This is a genomic window from Halomonas sp. 1513 (assembly GCA_001971685.1).
Taxonomy (GTDB): domain Bacteria; phylum Pseudomonadota; class Gammaproteobacteria; order Pseudomonadales; family Halomonadaceae; genus Franzmannia.
The window spans coordinates 4,076,976-4,099,187 of the sequence record CP019326.1 but is presented as its reverse complement, the minus strand read 5'-3'; the positions used below and the strand labels follow the sequence as shown (position 1 = coordinate 4,099,187).

At 67.0% G+C, this 22,212-nt stretch carries 20 protein-coding genes; 16 read left to right on the top strand and 4 right to left on the bottom strand.

All coding sequences use genetic code 11. From position 1 onward, the window contains the following. The first annotated feature begins 10 nt into the window (after positions 1–10). From BWR19_18780 to BWR19_18755, 6 genes are all read left to right on the top strand, one after another. Entirely contained in the window at positions 11–439 is a 429-nt protein-coding gene (locus tag BWR19_18780) for a F0F1 ATP synthase subunit epsilon (GenBank protein APX94799.1), read from the top strand. Positions 440–559: 120 nt separating this feature from the next. Beyond that, positions 560–1,930, top strand: coding sequence for a magnesium transporter (locus tag BWR19_18775; GenBank protein ID APX94798.1), 1,371 nt, complete (start codon positions 560–562; stop codon positions 1,928–1,930). Positions 1,931–2,058: 128 nt separating this feature from the next. Then, positions 2,059–2,856 (top strand): undecaprenyl-diphosphatase, encoded by a 798-nt coding sequence (locus BWR19_18770; GenBank protein APX94797.1) that lies wholly within the window; start codon positions 2,059–2,061, stop codon positions 2,854–2,856. An 18-nt stretch (positions 2,857–2,874) separates the two neighbouring features. Continuing rightward, positions 2,875–3,942 (top strand): thiamine biosynthesis protein, encoded by a 1,068-nt coding sequence (locus BWR19_18765; protein ID APX94796.1) that lies wholly within the window; start codon positions 2,875–2,877, stop codon positions 3,940–3,942. Between the two features lie 13 nt (positions 3,943–3,955). Continuing rightward, complete coding sequence (locus BWR19_18760) at positions 3,956–5,332, top strand: UDP-N-acetylglucosamine diphosphorylase/glucosamine-1-phosphate N-acetyltransferase (GenBank protein ID APX94795.1); 1,377 nt, start codon at positions 3,956–3,958, stop codon at positions 5,330–5,332. A gap of 12 nt (positions 5,333–5,344) precedes the next feature. Next, a complete protein-coding gene (locus tag BWR19_18755) occupies positions 5,345–7,180 on the top strand; it encodes a glutamine--fructose-6-phosphate transaminase (isomerizing) (protein APX94794.1) in 1,836 nt (611 codons plus the stop codon). A gap of 2 nt (positions 7,181–7,182) precedes the next feature. Here BWR19_18755 and BWR19_18750 read toward each other — a convergent pair whose 3' ends face one another. Next, positions 7,183–7,782, bottom strand: coding sequence for an undecaprenyl-diphosphatase (locus tag BWR19_18750; protein ID APX94793.1), 600 nt, complete (start codon positions 7,780–7,782; stop codon positions 7,183–7,185). Between the two features lie 56 nt (positions 7,783–7,838). Between BWR19_18750 and BWR19_18745 the strand changes: the two genes are divergently transcribed. Next, positions 7,839–8,669: a hypothetical protein gene (locus BWR19_18745; protein APX94792.1), complete on the top strand. Its 831-nt coding sequence runs from the start codon at positions 7,839–7,841 to the stop codon at positions 8,667–8,669. Positions 8,670–8,779: 110 nt separating this feature from the next. Here BWR19_18745 and BWR19_18740 read toward each other — a convergent pair whose 3' ends face one another. Next, positions 8,780–8,983 carry a hypothetical protein gene (locus BWR19_18740; GenBank protein ID APX94791.1) on the bottom strand — a complete coding sequence of 68 codons (204 nt, stop codon included), beginning with the start codon at positions 8,981–8,983 and terminating at the stop codon, positions 8,780–8,782. Positions 8,984–9,232: 249 nt separating this feature from the next. Here BWR19_18740 and BWR19_18735 point away from each other — a divergent pair, with 249 nt between their 5' ends. The 3 genes from BWR19_18735 (at position 9,233) to BWR19_18725 (ending at position 13,992) form a co-directional block, all read left to right on the top strand. Beyond that, positions 9,233–10,090, top strand: coding sequence for a transcriptional regulator (locus BWR19_18735; GenBank protein APX94790.1), 858 nt, complete (start codon positions 9,233–9,235; stop codon positions 10,088–10,090). Between the two features lie 53 nt (positions 10,091–10,143). Then, positions 10,144–12,348 carry a DNA helicase II gene (locus BWR19_18730; GenBank protein ID APX94789.1) on the top strand — a complete coding sequence of 735 codons (2,205 nt, stop codon included), beginning with the start codon at positions 10,144–10,146 and terminating at the stop codon, positions 12,346–12,348. 555 nt (positions 12,349–12,903) lie between these two features. Continuing rightward, positions 12,904–13,992: an ABC transporter substrate-binding protein gene (locus tag BWR19_18725; protein APX94788.1), complete on the top strand. Its 1,089-nt coding sequence runs from the start codon at positions 12,904–12,906 to the stop codon at positions 13,990–13,992. Positions 13,993–14,047: 55 nt separating this feature from the next. On the opposite strand, the gene BWR19_18720 is transcribed toward BWR19_18725, so the two are convergent. Further along, entirely contained in the window at positions 14,048–14,452 is a 405-nt protein-coding gene (locus BWR19_18720; GenBank protein APX94787.1) for an acyl-CoA thioesterase, read from the bottom strand. 151 nt (positions 14,453–14,603) lie between these two features. Between BWR19_18720 and BWR19_18715 the strand changes: the two genes are divergently transcribed. From BWR19_18715 to BWR19_18690, 6 genes are all read left to right on the top strand, one after another. Next, positions 14,604–15,524 (top strand): phosphate ABC transporter substrate-binding protein, encoded by a 921-nt coding sequence (locus tag BWR19_18715; protein APX94786.1) that lies wholly within the window; start codon positions 14,604–14,606, stop codon positions 15,522–15,524. Positions 15,525–15,588: 64 nt separating this feature from the next. Next, positions 15,589–17,337: a hypothetical protein gene (locus BWR19_18710; GenBank protein APX94785.1), complete on the top strand. Its 1,749-nt coding sequence runs from the start codon at positions 15,589–15,591 to the stop codon at positions 17,335–17,337. Then, positions 17,334–18,872 (top strand): phosphate ABC transporter, permease protein PstA, encoded by a 1,539-nt coding sequence (locus BWR19_18705; protein ID APX94784.1) that lies wholly within the window; start codon positions 17,334–17,336, stop codon positions 18,870–18,872. Before BWR19_18710 ends, BWR19_18705 begins: the two co-directional genes overlap by 4 nt. Before the next feature lie 44 nt (positions 18,873–18,916). Next, positions 18,917–19,708, top strand: a complete 792-nt coding sequence (locus BWR19_18700; GenBank protein ID APX95109.1) for a phosphate ABC transporter ATP-binding protein — start codon at positions 18,917–18,919, stop codon at positions 19,706–19,708. 43 nt (positions 19,709–19,751) lie between these two features. Continuing rightward, on the top strand, positions 19,752–20,480 hold the full coding sequence (locus tag BWR19_18695; GenBank protein APX94783.1) for a phosphate transport system regulatory protein PhoU: 729 nt from the start codon (positions 19,752–19,754) through the stop codon (positions 20,478–20,480). Beyond that, the gene (locus tag BWR19_18690; protein ID APX94782.1) at positions 20,480–21,205 is read left to right on the top strand and encodes a sulfate transporter CysZ; all 726 of its coding nucleotides are present in this window, start codon (positions 20,480–20,482) and stop codon (positions 21,203–21,205) included. The genes BWR19_18695 and BWR19_18690 overlap by 1 nt, the downstream gene beginning before the upstream one ends. 1 nt (position 21,206) lies before the next feature. Here BWR19_18690 and BWR19_18685 read toward each other — a convergent pair whose 3' ends face one another. Then, positions 21,207–22,202 (bottom strand): ABC transporter ATP-binding protein, encoded by a 996-nt coding sequence (locus BWR19_18685; protein APX95108.1) that lies wholly within the window; start codon positions 22,200–22,202, stop codon positions 21,207–21,209. Positions 22,203–22,212: the final 10 nt, after the last annotated feature.

The window sequence follows — 22,212 nt, the reverse complement described above, 5'->3', positions numbered from 1 at the left end:
GGACAACACTATGGCGAACAGCTTCAAGTGCGAGATTGTCAGCGCCGAGGAAGCGGTGTTCTCCGGCGAGGTCGAGCAGGTGGTCGCCGCCGGGATCATGGGTGACCTGGGGATTTTGCCCGGGCACACCCCGCTGCTGACCGAGCTCCAGCCGGGGCCGGTCAGGGTGACGCTGGCGGGCGGTGTTGAGGAGAACTTCTACATCTCGGGCGGCTTCCTGGAAGTCCAGCCCAAGGTGGTGTCGATTCTCGCGGACGCCGCCACCCGGGCCGGTGACATCGATGAAGCGGCGGCCGAAGAGGCTCGCCAGCAGGCGCTCAAGTCGTTCAACGAGAAGTCCTCGGAACTGGATTACTCGCGTGCGGCGGCGGAACTCGCCGAGGCGGTGGCCCAGCTCAGAACGATCCAGCAGCTGCGCAAGAAGGCCGGCAAGAGCTGATCGGCTCCTGTCGTGGAAAACGCCCCCTGCGTCGTTGACCAGGGGGCGTTTTCGTGTCTGCTATGATGGTCGCCATGTCCGCCACCCAACCTGCCTGGTTACGGCGTCAGGAGGATGCCTATGTCATTGAATGAAGCCCTGCTCGAACAGAAGAGCACGCTGCTCGAGGCCCTGCAGTCGGAGGCTGCCGACCTCGACGACGTGCTGCCCGAGCTGCGTGCCGCGGATATCGCCGAGATCCTCGAGGACATTGCCGACGAGGACGACGATACGCCCACCGTCTTTGCCCTGCTCGACCACCTCTCGGTGGAACGACGCGCCAATGTGTTCGGCTACCTGCCAAGCGACTTGCAGGGCGAGTTGGCCGAGGCGATGTCCGACGAGACGCTGCTTTCGCTGTTCGAGGAAATGAGCTCGGACGAACGTGCCGACCTCTTCAATCTGCTCGATGAGGACCGCCGCGAGGGTCTGCTGCGGCGCATGGCCAAGCAGGAGCGTGAGGATCTCAAGCGGCTGGCCAGCTATGAGGAGGGCACCGCCGGGGCGATCATGACCTCGGACTACGTGGCGATCCCCAGCGGCATGACGGTATCCCAGGCGATGATGCGGGTGCGCCAGACCGCGCCGGACGCCGAGACCGTCTACCAGATCTATGTGCTGGCCAAGGAGGGCCGGTTGGCCGGCACCCTGTCGCTGCGCCAGCTGATGGTGGCGCGTCCCGGCGCGTTGGTCGACGACCTGATGATCAAGGACGTGATCAGCCCACGCGTCGACGAGCCTCAGGAAGACGTGGCGCGGCTGGTGGCGCGTTACGACCTGCTGGCGGTACCGGTCATCGACGCCGATGATCGAATGGTAGGTATCGTCACCCACGATGACGCCATGGATGTCGCCGAAGAAGAGGCCACCGAGGATTTCCACAAGGGGATGTCGATCGGCGCTTTGGAAGATGGGGTCAGCCGGGTGCCTCTGTGGAGCTTGTATCGCAAGCGCGTCACCTGGCTGGTGCTGCTGGTGTTCGCCAACCTGTTCTCGGGTGCCGGGATCGCCTACTTCGAGGAAACCATCGCCGCCCAGGTGGCGCTGGTGTTCTTCCTGCCGCTGCTGATCGGCAGTGGCGGCAACGCCGGCGCCCAGGCCGCCACCCTGATGGTGCGTGGTATGGCCACTGGCGATGTCGGGGTCAAGGACTGGAGCAAGCTGCTCGGCCGTGAGCTGCTGGTGGCCGGCGCCCTGGGCCTGACCATGGCGCTGGCGGTAGCGCCCATCGGCGTGATGCGCGGCGGCGAAGCAGTGGCGATGGTGGTCGCCATGAGCATGGTGATCATCGTGCTGTTCGGCAGCCTGCTGGGCATGTGCCTGCCGTTCCTGCTCAACCGCCTGGGATGGGATCCGGCCACCGCCTCGGCACCGCTGGTGACTACGCTGATCGACGCCTGTGGGGTGCTGATCTACTTCAGCATTGCCACGGCGATCCTGACCAGCATCTAGCCGTGGGCGACGGACAAGCGCTGGCTTGATGTGTATCCTTGAGCGCGGTCCATCAGGGCGATGTCACGCCCGGGACCGCAGTTGCCGCCAACCGGCGGCGTTTCAGGATTGGCTGTCAGGGACTCGGCATGGATTGGCTACAGGTCATCGTTCTCTCGCTGGTGCAGGGGCTTACCGAGTTCCTGCCGATCTCCAGCTCGGCGCACCTGATCCTGGTGCCGGAGTTGACGCCCTGGGACGACCAGGGCTTGGCTTTCGACGTAGCGCTGCATCTCGGCAGCCTGGCGGCGGTCATCATCTACTTCCGCCATGAACTCAGACGCATGACGCTGAGCTGGGTAGGCTCATGCCGTGGCCAGGCCAGCGATGAAGATGGCCGCCTGGCCTGGTGGGTATTGCTGGCGACAGTCCCCGTGGGCATTGCGGCACTGATCTTCAAGACCCCCATCGAGACCAGCATGCGTTCGCCGCTGCTGATCGGCGCCAGCCTTATTCTGTTCGGGCTGGTGCTGGGCTATGCCGACTGGCGCAAGAAGGGCGTGCGCAGCGAATACCAGCTGAGTCTCAAGGATGCGCTGCTGATCGGTGGCGCCCAGGCGCTGGCGCTGATTCCCGGTACCTCGCGCTCCGGCATCACCATCACCGCGGCGCTGCTGCTGGGGATGAATCGCGAGGCCGCGGCACGCTTCTCGTTTCTGATGTCGATACCGGTGATCGTGCTGGCCGGTGGGCTCGAGGTGTTCGGCTTGATGCGCGAACCCGAGGACGTGGCCTGGACGGCGATGATCGTGGGCACCTTGCTGTCTGGCCTCAGCGCCTATCTGTGCATCCACTATTTCCTGGTCTTCATCAAGCGCATCGGCATGCAGCCGTTCGTCATCTATCGGATTATCTTTGGACTCTGGCTGCTGTGGTTCTTCTGGTAGCCCTTGGAGAGATTACGCATGTACGTCATCCGTCCCATGTTGTTGTCGCTGCTGGTTGCCTCACTGTTGGCCGGCTGTGGCGAGCAGGATCCCGAACTCGATACGCCGGTGCGGCTCGAGGGCAATATCTTCGGCTCCTTCTATCAGGTAACCATTGCCGATCCGCTGACGCGTAGCCAGGCCGAGGCGCTCGAAGAGGGCTTCGTCGCCGAGCTCGACGACGTCGATGGGGCGATGTCGATCTATCGTGACGACAGTGAATTGATGGACCTCAACCGCACGCCGGAGGGTGAGTGGTTGGCGCTCTCCGATGCGCTGTTCGAGGTGCTGGCGGTGAGTCAGTCGGTAGCCGAGAAGAGTGACGGCAGCTTCGATATCACCATCGGTGGACTGGTCAACCTGTGGAGCTTCGGCTCCGAAGCGCGGCCCGCGGAGGTACCGACGTCGGAGGAGCTGGATGAGCGCCTCGCCGAGGTCGGTCATGACAAGCTCGAGCTGGACGCCAGCGAGACCCGCGCCAGGCGCACCGGCGATGTGTTCATCGACCTGGGAGGGGTGGCCAAGGGGCACGGCACCGACCGGGTCGCCGCCTATCTCGACGCCCAAGGCATCGACCATTATCTGGTCAATCTGGGTGGCGATCTGATCGTCAAGGGCTATCGTGATGAACAGCAGAACCCGTGGCGCATCGGCGTCGAGGTGCCAGACGGTAGCCGCCAGGTGGCCCACCATACGCTACCCCTGCACGATATCTCGGTGGCCACGTCCGGCGACTACCGCAACTATTTCGAGGCCGACGGTCGGCGCTATTCGCACACCATCGACCCGCGCAGCGGTACGCCGATCGAGCACGCGGTGGCCTCGGTGACGGTGCTGCACCCCTCCAATGCCTGGGCCGATGCCTGGGCCACGGCGCTGATGGTGCTTGGCGAGGAGCAGGGCTTGGCGCTGGCTGAACAGCACGACCTGATGGCGATGCTGCTGGTGCGCGAGGGAGACGGCTGGGCGACCCGGGTCAGCTCGGCCTTTATCGACTATTTCGGCACCGAGACCCTCGCCGACATCGGCATCGACGTGGACGATTGAACAAGGAGAGAGCATGACCCTCGACGTAGTGATTCTTGCCGCCGGTCAGGGCACACGGATGCGCTCGACGCGCCCCAAGGTATTGCACACTCTAGCCGGCAAGCCGATGGTGCGCCATGTCATCGATACCGCCGCGACACTCGGCGCCGAGCGCCTGCATGTGGTGATCGGCCACGGCGGTGACCAGCTGCGCCAGGCGCTGGGCGACTGTCCGGTGAGCTTTGCCGTGCAGGCCGAGCAGAAGGGCACCGGTCATGCGGTGGCCCAGGCCCTGGACGCCCTGGGACCCGACAAGGTACTGGTGCTCTACGGCGATGTGCCCTTGATTCGGCGCGAGACCCTGGCGGCACTGCTCGACAGCGTCAGTGAGCAGCAGATGGCGCTGCTCAGCGTGACCCTCGACGACCCCAGCGGCTACGGGCGCATCCTGCGCAACGCCGCCGGTCAGGCGGTGGCCATCGTCGAGCACAAGGATGCCAGCGAGACCGAGCGGGCGGTCCAGGAGTGCAATACCGGGATCATGGCGATGACCAGCGCCCAGCTGCGCCGCTGGCTACCGCAGCTCTCGGCGGATAACGCCCAGGGCGAGTACTATCTGACCGACGTGATCGCGCTGGCCGCCGCCGAAGGGGTGAAGATCGCCACCGCCCAGCCGGCCAGCCCCATGGAAGTCGAGGGGGTCAACAACCGCGCCCAGATGGCGCGTCTCGAGCGCACCTATCAGCAGGCCATCGCCGAGCGGCTGATGACCGAGGGCGTGGCGCTTGCCGACCCGGCGCGCCTCGACGTGCGCGGCAGCCTGCGCTGCGGCCATGATGTGGAGATCGACGTTGGCTGCGTGTTCGAGGGCGAGGTGGAACTCGGGGAGGGCGTGCGTATTGGCCCCTACTGTGTGATTCGCGACAGCCATATCGGCGCCGAGAGTGTGATCGAGGCGCATAGCGTCATCGAAGGGGCGGTGGCCGCCGGGCACAATCGCATCGGTCCCTTCGCGCGGCTGCGACCCGGCTCGCGCCTGGCGGTGGGCGCCAAGGTCGGTAACTTCGTCGAGACCAAGAACGTCGAGGTCGGCGAGGGTAGCAAGATCAACCATTTGAGCTATGTTGGCGATGCCACCCTGGGGCGCGGGGTCAACGTGGGCGCAGGCACCATCACCTGCAACTATGACGGCGCCAACAAGCATCGTACCCAGATCGGCGACGACGCCTTCATCGGCTCCAATACCGCGCTGGTGGCCCCGGTCAGCGTCGGCAAGGGCGCCACCGTGGGCGCCGGTTCGACGGTCAGCAAGGATGTCGCCGACGGCGCGCTGGCCGTCTCCAGGGCTCGTCAGATCAGCAAGTCTGACTGGCCGCGGCCGACCAAGGCCTCCCCCGGCAACAAGGCATAAGGAGAAGCAGGCATGTGTGGAATCGTCGCAGCGGTAGCGGAGCGCAACGTACAAGGCATCCTGCTCGAGGGGCTGCGGCGCCTCGAGTATCGCGGCTATGACTCGGCCGGCATGGCGGTGCTCGACGAGAGTGGCAGCCTGGAACGGCGGCGTGCGGTGGGCAAGGTCGCGGCGCTCGCCGAGCGGCTCGACCAGTCGGCCCTGCCGGGCAGCGTGGGGATCGCCCACACCCGCTGGGCGACCCACGGCAAGCCCAGCGAAGCCAATGCCCATCCGCATCAGTCGGGCGCTCGCCTGGCGGTGGTGCATAACGGCATCATCGAGAACTTCGAGGCGCTCAAGGCCGATCTGCAGGCCGCTGGCTACGTGTTCGAATCGCAGACCGATACCGAGGTCATCGCCCACCTGCTGGATCGCGAGAGTAGCGCCCAGGGCGACCTGCAGGCGGCGGTGCAGCGGGTCCTGGCGAGGCTCGAGGGCGCCTATGCGCTGGGCGTGGTACACGCCGCCGAGCCCGACGTGGTGATCGGCGCACGCAAGGGCAGTCCGCTGGTGGTGGGCGTGGGCATCGAAGAGGCCTTCCTGGCCTCGGATCCGCTGGCGCTGCTGCAGGTCACCGACCGCTTCATCTACCTCGAGGAGGGCGATGTGGTGCGCCTTTCGCGCGGCGGGGTGATCGAGATCGTGGATGCCGAGGGGCGCTCGGTCGAGCGCCCGGTCCAGACCTTCGAGCACGGTGACGGGGTCGCCAGCAAGGGCCATTACCGCCACTTCATGCTCAAGGAGATCCACGAGCAGCCGGCGGTGATTGCCCAGACGCTGGAAGGCCGGCTGAGCGAGCGCGGTGTGCTGGTCAAGAGCTTTGGCGTCGAGGCCGAGGCGCTGTTCTCGAAGGCCAAGCAGATCCATATCATCGCCTGCGGCACCAGCTACCATGCCGGCATGGTGGCGCGCTACTGGCTGGAGCGCTATGCCGGGATTCCCACCCAGGTCGAAGTCGCCTCGGAGTATCGCTATCGCCGAGTGGTGGTACCCCAGGATACGCTGTTCGTGACCCTGTCCCAGTCCGGTGAAACCGCCGATACCCTGGCGGCGCTGCGCTTCGCCAAGGAGAGCGGTTACCTGGGTAGCCTGGCGATCTGCAACGTGCCCGGCAGTTCGCTGGTGCGCGAGTCGGACTTGACGCTGATGACCCACGCTGGGCCCGAGATCGGCGTGGCCTCGACCAAGGCGTTCACCACCCAGCTCACCGCGCTGATGCTGTTTACCCTGGCCCTGGGTCGCCAGCGCGGCATGGCCGAGGACCAGCAGGCCGGCATCGTCAAGGCCCTGCGCGGGCTGCCCGCGCTGGTCACCCAGGTGCTGGCGCTGGACCCGGAGATCGAGCGGCTCTCGGTAGATTTCGCCGAGAAGCAGCATGCGCTGTTCCTGGGCCGCGGCGCGCATTTCCCGATCGCCCTGGAGGGCGCGCTCAAGCTCAAGGAGATCTCCTATATCCACGCCGAGGCCTACCCGGCCGGTGAGCTCAAGCACGGCCCGCTGGCGCTGGTCGACAGCGAAATGCCGGTGATCTCGGTGGCGCCCAACGACGAACTGCTCGACAAGCTCAAGTCGAACCTGCAGGAGGTGCGCGCCCGCGGCGGCGAGCTGTATGTGTTCGGCGATGAACAGGTGGCGATCGTGGCCGAGGAGGGTATCAAGGTGCTCCATCTGCCTCATGTCGACGAGGCGCTGGCGCCGATCCTCTACACCCTGCCGCTGCAGCTATTGTCCTACCATGTCGCAGTGCTCAAGGGCACCGACGTCGACCAGCCGCGCAACCTGGCCAAGTCGGTAACGGTGGAGTAGCGTCAGCCGCGTACCCAGCCGCGCTGGATCAGCGGGGCGAACAGCCAGCGATACAGCCGGCTGGCCACGTGGTGATAGAAGGGCAGCACCAGCCAGCCTCGGCTGGCGCCAACCAGGCCGGCAACGCAAGCCGCCAGCAGGGCGGCGCCGAGCATGTCCTGGGGGAAGTGCACGCCCAGGAAGATCCGGGCCCAGGCCACCGGGAGTGCCACGAGCAGCAGCGCCGCGCCGATGCGGCGCGTGCTGGCGTGCAGTAGCAAGCTGAAGCTCATGGTCAGCATGATGGTCAGGTGATTGCTGGGAAAGGCGGGTGTCGCGCGGTGTTCCAGCAGATACTCCCCGACCGGCACCATGAACGGTCGCGGTGTTGGCCACAGCAGCCCGATGGCGTAGCTGGCGGCGAGCGCCAGCAGGGTGGCCATGAAGGCTTCCAGCAAGGGCTGCTTGAGTCGCTCGCTGCCGCGCAGCCAGCCGACCACCAGCAGTGCCGGCACCAGCCAGATCAGTTGCACCGCGCACAGCTGGGCGATCAACACACCGCTGGAGGGGGCGTTCGGCGGTGCATTGAGCAAGTCGAATAGGGCTAGGTTCAGCGCATTCATGGCATTCTTGTGACAGTGGGGTGACAGTGGCTGCACAACTCTACCTGGGTCTGGCGATGTGGGCCAATCCGGACTGGCGGGGTAGCCTCTATCCGCCCCACGGTGGCCAGCAGGCTTGGCTGGCCGAGTATGCCAGGGTGTTTTCGGCGGTGGAGGGCAACACGACCTTTTACAGCGGTGCGCCCAAGGCCGAGACGGTGGCCAGCTGGGCGCGTCAGGCGCCCGCCGATTTTCGCTTCTGTTTCAAATTGCCGGCCAGCCTGACCCACGAGGCGCGGCTGTTGAATGTCGATGCCGAGGTCGACGCCTTCCTCGAACGCCTGGCGCCACTCCACGATCGCCTGGGCCCCTTGATGGTGCAGCTGCCGCGCGATTTTGGGGCACAGGAGCTTCCGCAACTCGATCGGCTGCTGTCGCGTTGGCCGCAGGCAGTCTCCTGTGCCGTTGAGGTCCGACACAGTGAATTTTTCCACAAGGGCAGCGCCGAGGTAGCGCTCAACCGATTGTTGATAAGTCACGGCGTGGACCGTGTGATGCTTGACGTGCGGCCGCTGTTCTCGACCCCGGCGGGCGGCGACCCGCGGCTCCTCAAGGCCCAGGGCGAAAAACCCAAACGTCCGTTACACGTGCTCTCCACTGGCGATAGGCCGCTGGTGCGCTTTATCGGCCACGTCGACGCTGCGATCAACCGCCACTATTTCGCACCCTGGGTAGAGCGGCTCTGCCTGTGGATAAAACAGGGGAAAAGTCCTTTTCTCTTTGTGCATACCGCGGATAACCGGCATGCCCCGCAGCTGGCCAGGCAGCTTCATGATGAGGTGGCCAAACGGCTTGGACGGTCCTGTATCGGGGCGTTCAGCGGTGAGGCGCAGGCCACGCTGTTTTGAGCGTGAGGCATATCGAGGGAGTGAAGGCTAGCCGACCTCGCCTAGGGGAGGTCTGAAGGGGGGACCGCATCGGGCGCCGCAGCGCCATGACGGCTGGGCCGTCGCGTTGCCTACTGGATCAGCTCGTCGTCGTCCAGGTCGGCGATATCGCGCTCTAGGCGCTTGAATTCCCGGTGCAGCTCGATACCGCGGCGGGCGCGCAGGTAGCGCACGGCGGCGGTCTTCTGGCGCTGCTTGTGCTCATCGACCTCCATGCTCATGAAAATATCGAGGAGTTCTGTTTTGAGGGAGGAAACCTGTTCGACATTGCGCATGTTCGATTCTCCTGACTCAAGACTTTCTCTTGATGTAGCATCCGACCGGTCGAGCGCTGCGTTACCGGCGGGACATTATTACTATACCCCAGTTGACAAAATGATGAATCCCTGAAGTCGCTGCTTGTAGGATGGGGCTCTCCATCACGCCGCCGCTGAGGCATACTGGTGGCCAGCTAGCGGCTTGCCGCAGGCCATACACCGGATGTCCATAAGTTATGCACAAGTTATGCCAGCAAGGAGCCTAACGTGAGCCGCGCCCTATTCGACGAGCTGAGAAGCCGCATGGAGCACTTTCGACGCTCCGAACAGAAGGTCGCGCGCTTCGTTCTGCGCAACCCCGAAGAAGTTATCCACATGCGCATCGTCGACCTGGCCACCGAGGCCAAGGTCAGCGAACCCACGGTGGTGCGCTTCTGCCGGGCACTGGGCTGCAACGGTTTTCAGGACTTCAAGCTCAAGCTGGCGCAGATGCTGGCCACCGGCAGCCAGTTCGCGCAGTTCTCGATGAACGACGACGACTCGGTGGCGGAGTTCTCCCACAGCATCTTCGACTCCACCGTGGGCACCCTGCTGTCGGTGCGCGACCGCCTCGATAACGATCTGCTCAGCAAGGCGATCAGTGCCCTGGCCATGGCCAACCGGGTCGAGTTCTACGGCTTCGGCGCCTCCGGGGCGGTGGCCTTCGATGCCCAGCACAAGTTTTTCCGTTTGCAGATCTCCACCTCGGCCTACGCCGACCCGCACATGCAGAACATGTCGGCGGTGACCCTGAAACCCGGTGACGTGGTGGTGGCGATCTCCCAGACCGGTCGCACCAAGGCCTTGGTCGCCAGCGTGCAGCTGGCCCGCGAGGTCGGCGCCACGGTGATCGGGTTGTGCCCGAGCGGTTCGCCGCTGGCCGATGAGGTATCGATCCCGCTGTACATCGATGTCCATGAGGATATCGAGATCTACACCCCGATGAGCTCACGGATCGCCCATCTGGTGCTGATCGACGTGCTGGCGGTGGGGGTGGCCAAGACCCGCGGTCCCAAGCTCACCGAGCAGCTCAAGTCGGTCAAGCGCAGCCTCAATTCGCTACGCTTCCCGGAGCCGGAGGAGTGAGCGGCGATATGCTACGCTAGGCGTCCATTTTCGACCTGCAAGTGCCAGCCCCTATGGATGACGTCACGGCGATTCTCGATCACCTCAATCCCGCCCAGCGCGAGGCGGTCAGCGCGCCCCAGGGCAATATGCTGGTGCTCGCCGGGGCCGGTTCCGGCAAGACCCGGGTGCTGGTGCATCGTATCGCCTGGCTGCTGCAGACCGAGGGCATGTCGCCCTACGCCATCCTCGCCGTGACCTTCACCAACAAGGCGGCCCGCGAGATGCGCACCCGCCTCGAAGCGCTGCTCGGCCTGTCGCTGCGCAACATGTGGGTGGGTACCTTCCACTCCATCGCCCACCGTCTGCTGCGCACCCACTGGCAGGATGCGCGGCTGCCCCAGCACTTCCAGATCATCGACAGCGACGACCAGCTGCGCCTGGTCAAGCGGCTGCTCAAGGATCACCGCATCGACGACGAGCGCTTTCCGCCGCGCCAGGTGCAGTACTTCATCTCCGGCTGCAAGGAGGAGGGGCTGCGGCCGCACCAGGTCGATGCCCACGGCGATGGTTACATGGCGCAGATGGTCGAGCTCTACGAACGCTATCAGCTGACCTGCGAGCGCGGTGGGCTGGTCGACTTCGGCGAACTGCTGCTCAGGAGCCTCGAGCTGCTGCGCGATACCCCGGCGCTGCTGGCCCACTACCAGGCGCGCTTCGGCCATGTGCTGGTCGACGAGTTCCAGGACACCAACACCCTGCAGTACGCCTGGCTCAAGCTGCTCACCGGCGAGAGTGCCGGCATGACCGTGGTCGGCGACGACGACCAGTCGATCTACGGCTGGCGCGGCGCGCGGGTCGAGAACATTCGCCGCTTCGAGCAGGAGTTCCACGACACCCGTACCGTGCGCCTCGAGCAGAACTACCGCTCCACCAGCGCCATCCTCGACGCCGCCAATGCCTTGATCAGCCACAACACCGGGCGCATGGGCAAGGAGCTGTGGACCGAGGGCGCCAAGGGCGAGCCGATCTCGGTCTATGCCGGCTTCAACGACCTCGATGAAGCGCGCTTCATCGTCGATACCATTGGCGAGCAGGTGCGCGACGGCGCGGCGCGCCGCGAGATCGCGATTCTCTATCGCTCCAACGCCCAGTCGCGGGTGCTCGAGGAGACCCTGATCCGCCAGGGCGTGCCCTACCGCATCTACGGCGGCCAGCGCTTCTACGAGCGCCTCGAGATCAAGAACGCCCTGGCCTACCTGCGGCTGCTGCTCAATCGCGAGGACGACGCCTCGCTGGAGCGCGTCATCAACGTGCCGGCCCGCGGCATCGGTACCCGCACCGTGGAGATCCTGCGCGAGCATGCGCGGCTCAACAACGTCTCGCTGTGGCAGGCGCTGCACGACGCGCTCAGCGACGCGCTGCTCAAGGGCCGCGCCGCCAACGCGGTGCGCGCCTTCGCCGAGCTGATCGAACAGCTCGACAACGATACCGCCGGCATGGCGTTGCACGAGATCATCGCCCACGTGAACCACGCCAGCGGGCTGGTCGAGCACCACGCCAACGAGAAGGGCGAGAAGGGCCAGGCGCGGATCGAGAACCTCGAGGAGCTGATCAACGCCGCCCGCGCCTTTACCCAGGGTGATGCGCTGGAGAATCAGGAGGTCGGCGAGGGGGCCGCGGCGCTGGAGCCATTCCTCTCCGAGGCGGCGCTCAACGCCGGCGATCACGAGGCCGACGAGTTCGAGGACTGCGTGCAGCTGATGACCCTGCACTCCGCCAAGGGGCTGGAGTTCCCCATCGTGTTCGTCTCCGGGGTCGAGGAGGGGCTGTTTCCGCACAAGATGTCGCTGGAGGAGCCGGGGCGCCTCGAGGAGGAGCGCCGGCTCTGCTATGTGGGTCTGACCCGTGCCATGCGCAAGCTCTACCTGACCTACGCCGAGCTGCGTCGGCTGCACGGCAAGGAGACCTTCCAGCGGGCGTCGCGCTTCCTGCGCGAGCTGCCCGAGGAGCTGCTCGAGGAGGTCCGCCTGCGCGGCCAGATCTCGCGCCCGGTCACCGCCAGGCCGGCGGTGGGCCTGTCGCGCCAGACCTCGGTGGATGGCGGCGGCGACTTGCCCAGCCTGTCGCTGGGCCAGCGGGTCAGCCATCCGCTGTTCGGCGAGGGGGTGATCCTCAACGCCGAGGGCGAGGGCGAACGCGCCCGGGTCCAGGTCAGCTTCGAGGGTGAAGGCGACAAGTGGTTGGTACTGGGCTTTGCCAAGCTGACGCCGCTGTAGCGAGAGCAAGTAAGGAACGCTGGCGGTAGGGTGTAGGGGAGGTTTGCGCCATGGGTGAGAAGCATCGCTTCGAACGGGCTGGCCATGGATGGCCAGCACCGGTCCTGTAAGCGGAGCAGGATGCGAGAGCGCAGCAGGGCGCAAGGTAGCGCCCAGGGACGGGTTTACAGCGCCTCCCCGTAGGCCTACCGCCAGATCAGTTCCGAGCGGTGCTGCCTTTGCGATGCTGCAAGAGCCCCCAATTCGACCTGCCCTAGACGTTCCTCGCTAACAGCAATTACGCTAGCTCTGCGCGTTGAGCGGCGGGGCTTGCCGAATGAAAGTCGGCTTAGCATACTCGCTGACGGACGCTTTCCCGCAGGATCCAGGAAGCACTGCATAAATGTCTGCGCGTGCGAATCACAGCGTTGCGCGGTGCGCGAAATCCTCACCTATACCCCATAGGCTCCGGTTTCTGTGCTCCGTGCGCCTTGTGCTTCATCCCGCTCGCCGATTTATTCAGCGCTTCCCTAAGCCTGCCAGGAAATCACAACAACGCTTCTGGAGTTCGCCTTCATGCAACGCCGTAACTTTCTCAAGACCCTGGGGGCCGGTGCCGCCGGCGTCGCCGCAGCACCCTTCATCTCCACCGCCAAGGCCGACGAGGTCATCACCTGGCGCATGGTCACCTCCTGGCCGCAGAACTTCCCTGCGCTGGGCACCGGGGCCAAGGACTTCGCCGAGCGCATCGAGCGGCTCTCCGGCGGTCGCATGCGCGTCGAGGTGCTCGGCGCCGGCGAACTGGTGCCGGCCCTGGAAGTCTTCGATGCCGTCGCCGCGGGCACCGCCGAGATGGGCCACTCCGCCGCCTACTACTGGCGCGGCAAGGTCGCCGCGGCGCAGTTCTTCACCGCCGTGCCGTTCGGCATGAACACCACCGAGACCAACGCCTGGCTTTATAACGGCGGCGGTCAGGAGCTGTGGGACGAGCTCTACGCCAAGCACAACCTCAAGCCGTTCGCGGTGGGCAACACCGGCACCCAGATGGCCGGCTGGTTCAAGAAGGAGATTCACTCGCTGGACGACATGCGCGGCGTGCGGATTCGCCTGCCGGGGCTGGCCGGCGAGGCCATGAACGGCATCGGCGCCACCGCCGTGAACATGCCGGGTTCGGAGATATTCACCTCGCTGCAGACCGGCGTGCTCGACGCCGCCGACTGGGTCGGGCCCTACAACGACATGGCCTTCGGCCTCTATCAGGTCGCCGACTACTACTACACCTCGGTGTGGAACGAGCCCAGCGCGGTGCTCGAGGGCACCATCAACCTGGATGCCTGGAACGCCCTGCCCGACGACCTCAAGGACGTGGTCACCGAAGCCGCGCGCAGTGCCAACCTGTCGATGATCGACGAGTTCACCTACCGCAACGCCCAGGCCCTCGAGACCCTGGTCGAGGAGCACGGCGTCGAGCTGCGCACCTTCCCCGAGGACGTCATGCAGGCGCTCTACGAATCCTCCATGGAGGTACTCGAGCGCCAGGTCGAAAACGATCCCGACTCGAAGAAGATCTACGACTCCTACCTGGCCTTCCAGCAGCTGGTACGGCCCTTCACCGACGTCGGCGAGTACTCCTATCTCAAAGGCCGCGAAAACGTTGGCGCCTGATCGACCCTCAGCATGAATGCCAAGGGCGCCCCAGGGCGCCCTTCGTCGTTCAGGCTCAGGCGTCGGGGACGGCGCGTATCCGCCCATTGTCGTCCAGGGCGACCATCACGAAGCGCGCCTCGGTGACCTTGTAGAGCTCGTCGGGATCGCGCTCCTGATGGGGACGTATCCACACCTCGACGTCGATCTTCAGCGAGCTGCGGCCCACCTCGCGGATCGCGGTATAGATATTGACCACCGAGCCGACCCGCACCGGGCACAGGAAATCCATCGACTCCAGGGCGACCGTGGCGGTGCGGCCGTGGGCCTCACGTCCGGCGGCGAGTTCGGCGGCCTGATCCATATGGCCGATCAGCCAGCCGGCGGGGATATCGCCGTAGAAGTTGGTATCCTGCCGGGAGGCCAGCAGTTTGAGTGTCAGTTGGCCCTGGGGCGCGGGAACATCGTCGAGGTCGGTCATGGAGTGTGCAGCATCTTGTTGTTGTGAAAAGAGAGTGAAACAACGGGCGTGCCGCAGCGCGGCATCGTCGACCCATCATATACGCCAGTCGCAGGCAAGCTCCAGTGGCTGCGACACCCCGTCTAGCAGCCGGCCGTGGCGACGTGCGTTCTTGCGGGGGGTGCTGCTGTGCTCTCTGCTCGGGGCTTGGCCGCTGGCCGCCGACGAGGGCAGCGTGGTGGGTAGCCTCGACTCGGTGGGCTCCGAGACCCTGGCCGGGCTGATGCTGCGCTGGGGCGAACAGCTCGAGCGCGACCACCCCGGGGTGCGGTTGCAGCTGCAGGCCAGCGGCTCGGCAACGGCGCCGGCGGCACTGGCGGCGGGCACCAGCCGGCTGGGACCCATGTCGCGGCGCATGTCGGCGGCCGAGCGCGAGGTCATCGAGGCGCAGCAGGGCCATCCGCCCCAGGAGATACCGGTGGCGCTGGATGCCCTGGCGGTGTTCGTGCATCGCCACCATCCGCTCGAGGCGCTGAATCTGGCCCAGCTCGATGCGATCTTCTCGGATACCCGGCGCTGCGGCGCCGCCGAGGCGATCACGCGCTGGGAGGCGCTGCCGGGCAGTTCACGCCGCGGCAGCCTGGCGCGACATGGGCGCAACTCTGTCTCCGGCACTCACGGCGTGTTCAAGCGTGAAGCGCTGTGCGGCGGCGATTTTCGTCTCGACGTCAACGAGCACACCGGCTCGGCGGCGGCAGTGGCCGCGGTGGCCGGTGCACCTGGGGCGATCGGCTACGCCGGCGCCGGCTATCTCACCGCCGGCGTGCGCGCCGTGGCGCTGGAGAACGCCGTCGGCGAGGCGCTGGCGCCCACCGCCGCTAACGTGCTCAGCGGTGACTATCCGCTGTCGCGGACGCTCTATCTCTACGTCAATCTGCCCCCCGGTGAGCGCTTGCCTCCGCCGGAGGCGGCATTCATCGCGCTGGTACTCTCCGACGCGGGTCAGGCACTGGTCGAGGAGAGCGGCTTCATCGCGCTGCCCGAGGCGCTGCGCCGGGCGGCTCGCTCACAGCTCGGCCTGGAGGAGGGCTGATGTCATCTGGCTGTCATCAAACTGCCTTATTGTGGTGGTTACCCGCTGCTGACAGGCCCTTGCGATGACCGACCCTGCCGCTGCTCCCCGGCGCCTTCGTCAGCGCCTGCGTTTCCTGCGTGACCGGCTGGCCACGGCGCTGATCAGCGCCTGTGGCATCGGCGTGATCGGCGCGGTACTGGCAATCGGGGTGTTTCTGGCCGTCGAGGTGGCGCCGCTGTTCGTGGCCCCCGAGGTGCGCGAGCAGAGCACCGACGGCGCCTCCCTGCCAGCGCTTGAGAGCCTGCCGACGGATAGCCTCAGCGCTGCGGGCGAGCAGCAGCAGTGGCAGGCCGACGGCCGTGAGCTGGTGGTCTTTCAGCGCACGGCCAGCGGGCTCGAGCTGGCCGGGCGCGTCGAGGCGGTGCCGGCGTCGCGTCGCATCACCGCACTGGCGGCGCTGCAAGGCGGGCGGGCGCTGCTGGTCGGCGACGATGGCGGCGGCGTGCAGCGCTGGGTAACGCTGGCCGATCATGATCTGCCGGTGGCGGCGGGCCACTATCAGGCGCTGGGCGCGGCGCCGATCCGCCAGCTGATCGCGCTGCCCGACCGTCAGGCGCTGGCGCTGAACGAGGCCAACCAGTTGGGGCTCTACCAGGCCATCGGCGGGCTGCGCTGGCAGGGCCAGGCGCCAAGCGGCGAAGCGCTGGGCTGGGACGACCAGGGCGACCTGTGGTGGGGCAGCGCGGACGCGGCCAGCCGCCTCGAGATCGACGCCGAACACGCCGAGGTGACCTGGCGCAGCCTGTGGCGGCCGCAGCACTACGAGGGCCACGCCGCGCCCCAGCAGCGCTGGCAGACCGGCGTCAGCGACAGCCAGGATGAGCCCCGCTACGGGCTGGCGCCACTGGCCTGGGGCACGCTCAAGGCCGCCGCCTATGCGCTGCTGGTGGCCATCCCCCTGGCGCTGGGGGCCGCGGTGCACACCGCCTGCTTCATGTCGGCGGGGCTGCGCACGCGCATCAAGCCGACCCTCGAGCTGATGGAGGCGCTGCCCGGGGTCGTGTTGGGCTTTATCGCCGGCCTGGTGCTGGCGCCCTGGGTCGAGCGTCACCTGCCGGGCGTGCTGGCGCTGCTGCTGGTGCTGCCGCTGGGCATGCTGAGCGGCGGCGTACTCTGGGCGTGCTGCTCGGCGCGCTGGCGCCAGCGCCTGCCGCTGAGCTGGGCGGGACTGTGGCTGATGCCGTGGCTGGCACTGCTGGCGGCACTGGCAGTGTGGCTGTCGCCGAGCCTGGAGCGCTGGTGGTTCGACGGCGACATGCGCGGCTGGCTGGAACTCCAGCTAGGTCTGGACTATGCCAGCCGCAACGCCATGATCGTTGGCCTGGCCATGGGCCTGGCGGTGATGCCGACCATCTACGCGCTGGCCGAGGATGCGCTCTCCGGGGTGCCCAAGAGCCTCGCCGAGGGCGCCGCGGCGATGGGTGCGACGCGCTGGCAGGCGCTGTGGAAGGTGGTGCTGCCGGCGGCCAGTCCAGGCATCTTCGCCGCGCTGATGATCGGCGCCGGCCGCGCGGTGGGCGAGACCATGATCGTACTCATGGCCACCGGCAACACCGCGGTGATGACCGCCAGCCCCTTCGACGGCCTGCGCTCGCTGTCGGCCAATATCGCCATCGAGCTGCCCGAGGCGGCGCTGGGCGGCACCCACTACCGGCTGCTGTTCCTCAGCGCGCTGCTGCTGTTCGTGTTCACTTTCTGCGTCAACACCCTGGCCGAGGTGGTGCGTGGCCGGCTCAGGCGCCGCTATCAGCGGCTCGGCGGGCCGACATGAGGCGGGTGCGTGGCGAAGGTCCCTGGGCGTGGCTAGCGGCCGGCAGCGTGGCGCTGTCGCTGCTGCTGCTGGTGGCACTGCTGGCACTGCTGGCGGGCCGCGGGCTGGCCCACTTCTGGCCCGCCGAGGTGGTCCTGGTGGAACTCGACGACGGCAGCCGCTTCGCCGCCCGCCCCGGCCGCGAGGAGCGCAGCGCCGAAGGCGTCGAGCGGCTCTATCACACCGGCAACCGCGAGTGGCTGGGCACGCCGTGGCGCTGGGTCGAGGTGGCGCGCATCGTCGACCAGCGGCGGCCGGCGGAACTGGTGGTGGTGGAGCGCCGGCGCTGGGGCGACTTCATCGGCCGCGTGGCGGGCCTCGAGGAGGATGGCGTGGCCCTCGATATCGACGACGAGGCGGCGCGCTGGGCGGCGCTCGATCAGCGCCTGGAGCGCCTGGCGCAGCTGCGAGAGGCGCGTGACGCGCTGCGCCAGGAGGCGGTGATGCCGCGAGTGAGAGCGCTGGCCGCGGAGCAGGATGCCGCCAGCCGCGCTCGGCTCGAGGAGGAGCTGGTCGCACTCAACGCCGAGGTGCTGGCGCTTCAGGCGCGCATGGCCCGCGACCGGGTGCTGCTGGAGAGCGTCGCGGGTGAGCGACTGGCGCTACCCCTCGAAGACGTGCTGGCGATTCAGCGGCCCAACGCCATGTCGCTGCCGGCCAAGCTCGGCGCCTGGGGCGAGCGCGGGTGGCGCTTTCTCAGCGAGGGGCCGCGCGCCGCCAACACCGCTGGCGGCGTGTGGCCGGCGATCTTCGGCACCGTGCTGCTGGTACTGCTGATGTCGCTGCTGGTGGCGCCGTTCGGCGTGCTGGCGGCCATCTACCTCAACGAGATCGCCCACCAGGGCCGGCTGACCCGGCTGGTGCGCATCAGCGTGCGCAATCTCGCCGGGGTGCCGTCGATCGTCTACGGCGTGTTCGGCCTCGGGGTCTTCGTCTACGGCATCGGCGGCAGCCTCGACGAGTGGTTCTTCAGCGAGCAGCTGCCGTCGCCGACCTTCGGCACCGGCGGGCTGCTGTGGGCCTCGCTGACCCTGGCGCTGCTGACCCTGCCGGTGGTGATCGTGGCCACCGAGGAGGGCCTGGCGCGCATTCCCGATCACCAGCGCGAAGGCGCCCTGGCGCTGGGCGCCACGCGGCTCGAGACGCTGCGCCGGGTGGTGGTGCCGATGGCGCTGCCGGCGATGCTCACCGGGATGATCCTGGCGGTGGCGCGGGCCGCCGGCGAGGTGGCGCCGCTGATGCTGGTGGGGGTGGCCAAGCTGGCGCCCCAGGTGCCGGTGGACGGCGAGTTTCCGTTCCTGCACCTCGAGCGCAAGTTCATGCACCTTGGCTATCATATCTTCGACGTAGGCTTTCACAGCGGCGATGTCGAGGCCGCGCTGCCGCTGGTATACGCCACGGCGCTGCTGCTGGTGCTAGTGATCCTGGTGCTTAACCTAACTGCCATCTTACTGCGGCATCATCTCAAGGCGCGTCATGGCGCGCTGCCACGCTAGGAGGTCCGAGAACCGTGCTTTCGCAACCTGCCAGCCCAGCCGCTATCGCGCGGCGTGAGGCGGTGGTCGAGATCGCCCCCGCCGACAGCTGCCTGGAGATCCAGGCGCTGAGCCTGGCCTATGCCGGGACGCCGGCACTCAGCGATCTCACGCTGCGCGTGCCGCGGCATCGGGTCACGGCCTTCATCGGGCCGTCGGGCTGCGGCAAGTCGACCCTGCTGCGCGCGCTGAACCGGCTGCACGACCTCAACGACAGCGTCAGCCGGCGCGGCGAGATTCGCCTCGAGGGCCAGGAGATTCACGCCCCCGAGGTGGCGGTGGCCGAGCTGCGGCGGCGGGTGGGGATGGTGTTCCAGACGCCCAACCCCTTCCCGATGTCGATCTACGAGAACGTCGCCTTCGGCCTGCGCCTGCAGGGCGGCCTGCGCAAGCGCCAGCGCGACGAAGTGGTGGAGTGGGCGCTGCGCTCGGCGGCGCTGTGGGACGAGGTCAAGGCGCGCCTCGGCGACTCGGCCTGGTCGCTGTCCGGCGGCCAGCAGCAGCGTCTGGTGATCGCCCGCACCCTGGCGGTCAAGCCCGAGGTGCTGCTGCTCGATGAGCCGGCCTCGGCGCTGGACCCGATCTCGACGCTGAAGATCGAGGAGTTGATCCGCAACCTCAAGTCGCAGCTGACGCTGGTGCTGGTCACCCACAACATGCAGCAGGCGGCGCGGGTCTCCGACTACACCGCCTTCCTGCACGGCGGCGAGCTGGTCGAGTACGCGCCCACCGATGCGCTGTTCACCAACCCGCGCCTGGCGCGCACCGAAAACTACATCACCGGCCGCATGGCCTGAGCCTTGTGCTCCATCGGAGCCAGCGCTCATCAGGAGAGACAGCATGGATATCACCAGCGATACGCACAGTCAGCATATCTCCAAGCAGTTCAACCAGGAGCTCGAAGAGCTCAAGACCCACCTGATGGCGATGGGTGGGCTGGTCGAGAAGCAGGTCCAGGAGGCGGTCGCAGCGCTGCTCGACGGCGACAGCCGGCTGGCCGAGCGGGTCCGCGACAACGACGCCGCGGTCAACGACATGCAGATCAAGATCGACGACGAGTGCACCCGGGTGCTGGCGCGGCGCCAGCCGGCGGCCTCCGATCTGCGCCTGGTGCTGGCGGTGATCCGTGCCACCTCGGATCTCGAGCGTATCGGCGACGAGGCCAGCAAGATCGCCCGCAACGCCATGAGCCTGGCCGAGGCCGGCAACGGCAGCAAGGGCTTCATCGAGGTGCGCCATATCAGCGAACACGTGCGCAAGATGGTGCGTGATGCGCTGACCGCCTTCGCCCGCTTCGATATCGACCTGGCCCTGGAGGTGGTGCACGAGGACGAGGCGGTGGACAGCGAGTACACCACCGCGATGCGCTCGCTGATGACCTTCATGATGGAGGATCCGCGCTCGATCACCTCGGTGCTCAGCGTGATGTGGATCCTGCGTGCTTTGGAGCGTATCGGCGATCACGCCAACAACCTCGCCGAGTACGTGGTGTATCTGGTCAAGGGGCTGGATATCCGCCATATCGACCCCGACGAACTCGACGAAGAAGCCATCAAGCGGCGCGGCTGATGGCCACGCTCTCGGCCCTCGATGCCCTGAGCCGCGGCACCCGGCTGGTCTATTCGCCGGGGCTGCGACGCTACGTGTTCGTGCCGCTGGCGGTCAATCTGCTGGTCTATGCCGCCATGCTGCACTACGTCCTCAGCCACTTCGGCGGCTGGCTGGCGGGGTGGATGGCAATGGTACCGGGCTGGCTGGCCTGGTTGGAGTGGCTGATCTGGCCGCTGTTCGTGGTGACCCTGGTGCTGATGGTGTTCTTCACCTTCACCCTGATCACCCACCTGATCGCCGCCCCCTTCTACGGCTTTCTCGCCGCCAGGGTGGAGGTGTCGGCCTGTGGGCGTGAGCCCCTCGACGACCGCGGCCTGCTGCGCACCGGCGTCGATGCGCTGGGTCGCGAGCTGGTCAAGCTGAGCTATATCCTGCCGCGGCTGGCGCTGTTGCTGGTGATCAGCTGGATCCCCGCCCTCAATGTGCTGGCGCCGCTGCTGTGGGCGGCCTTCTCGGCCTGGGTGATGGCGATCACCTACCTCGACTACCCGATGGACAACAACAAGATCACCTTCGCCGACATGCGCCGCCGGCTCAGGGCGCGGCCCTGGCCGACGCTCAGCTACGGCGGCCTGGTGACGCTGATCACCTGGCTACCGCTGGCCAACCTGCTGCTGCTGCCCGGCGCCGTGGCCGGAGCGGTGCTGATGTGGGACCAGCACTACCGCGGCCAGTCCGACTGAGTCAGATCCGGCCCTCCTCCACCGCGTGGCAGGCTACCTCGCTGCCGTCGCTGTGGGCGATCAGCGCCGGCGTCTCTTGCGAGCAGCGCGCATTGGCGTTGGGGCAGCGCGGATGGAAGGCGCAGCCGCTGGGGGGATGCACCGGGTTGGGCACCTCGCCCTCGATCACGCTGCGCTGCTTGCCCATGCCGGTCAGCGTCGGCACCGCCGCCAGCAGCATCTGCGAGTAGGGGTGGCGCGGCGCGGCGAATAGCTGCTCGGCGGGGGCGATCTCGGCGATATGCCCCAAGTACATCACTGCAATGCGGTCGGCCATGTGCTTGACCACCGCCATGTCGTGGCTGATGAACAGGTAGGTCAGGCCGTACTCGCGCTGCAGGTCGCGCATCAGGTTGAGGATCTGCGCCTGCACCGAGACGTCCAGCGCCGAGGTCGGCTCGTCGCAGACCATGAACTCCGGCTCGTTGGCCAGCGCCCGGGCGATGGAGATGCGCTGGCGCTGGCCGCCGGAGAACTCGTGGGGGTAGCGGTTGGCATCCATCGGCGACATCCCGACCTGCTCGAGCAGCTCGCCGACCCGCACGCGGCGCTGGGTGGCGCTCAGCTCGGGACGAAACACCCGCAGCGGCTCGCCGATGATGGTGCCCACCCGCCACAGTGGATTGAGGCTGGCGTAGGGGTCCTGGAAGATCATCTGGAAGCGCTTGCGCACCGCCGCGGCCTGCTTGCCGCTGCGGTTGACCAGGTCGCTGATGTCCTCGCCGTCGAACAGCAGGCGGCCGCGGGTCAGGCCGTAGAGGCCGACGATCAGCCGCGCCACGGTGGACTTGCCGCAGCCGGACTCGCCGACCAGCGCCAGGGTTTCACCGCGGCGGATGGCGAAACTGACGCCGTCGACTGCTTTGAGGGTGAGCCTGTCGCTGCGCTCCAGCACGCGATTGAGCCACGGCTTGGAGACGTCGAAGTGGCGCGCCAGGTCGTGGGCTTCGAGCAGCATCTCGCCGTCT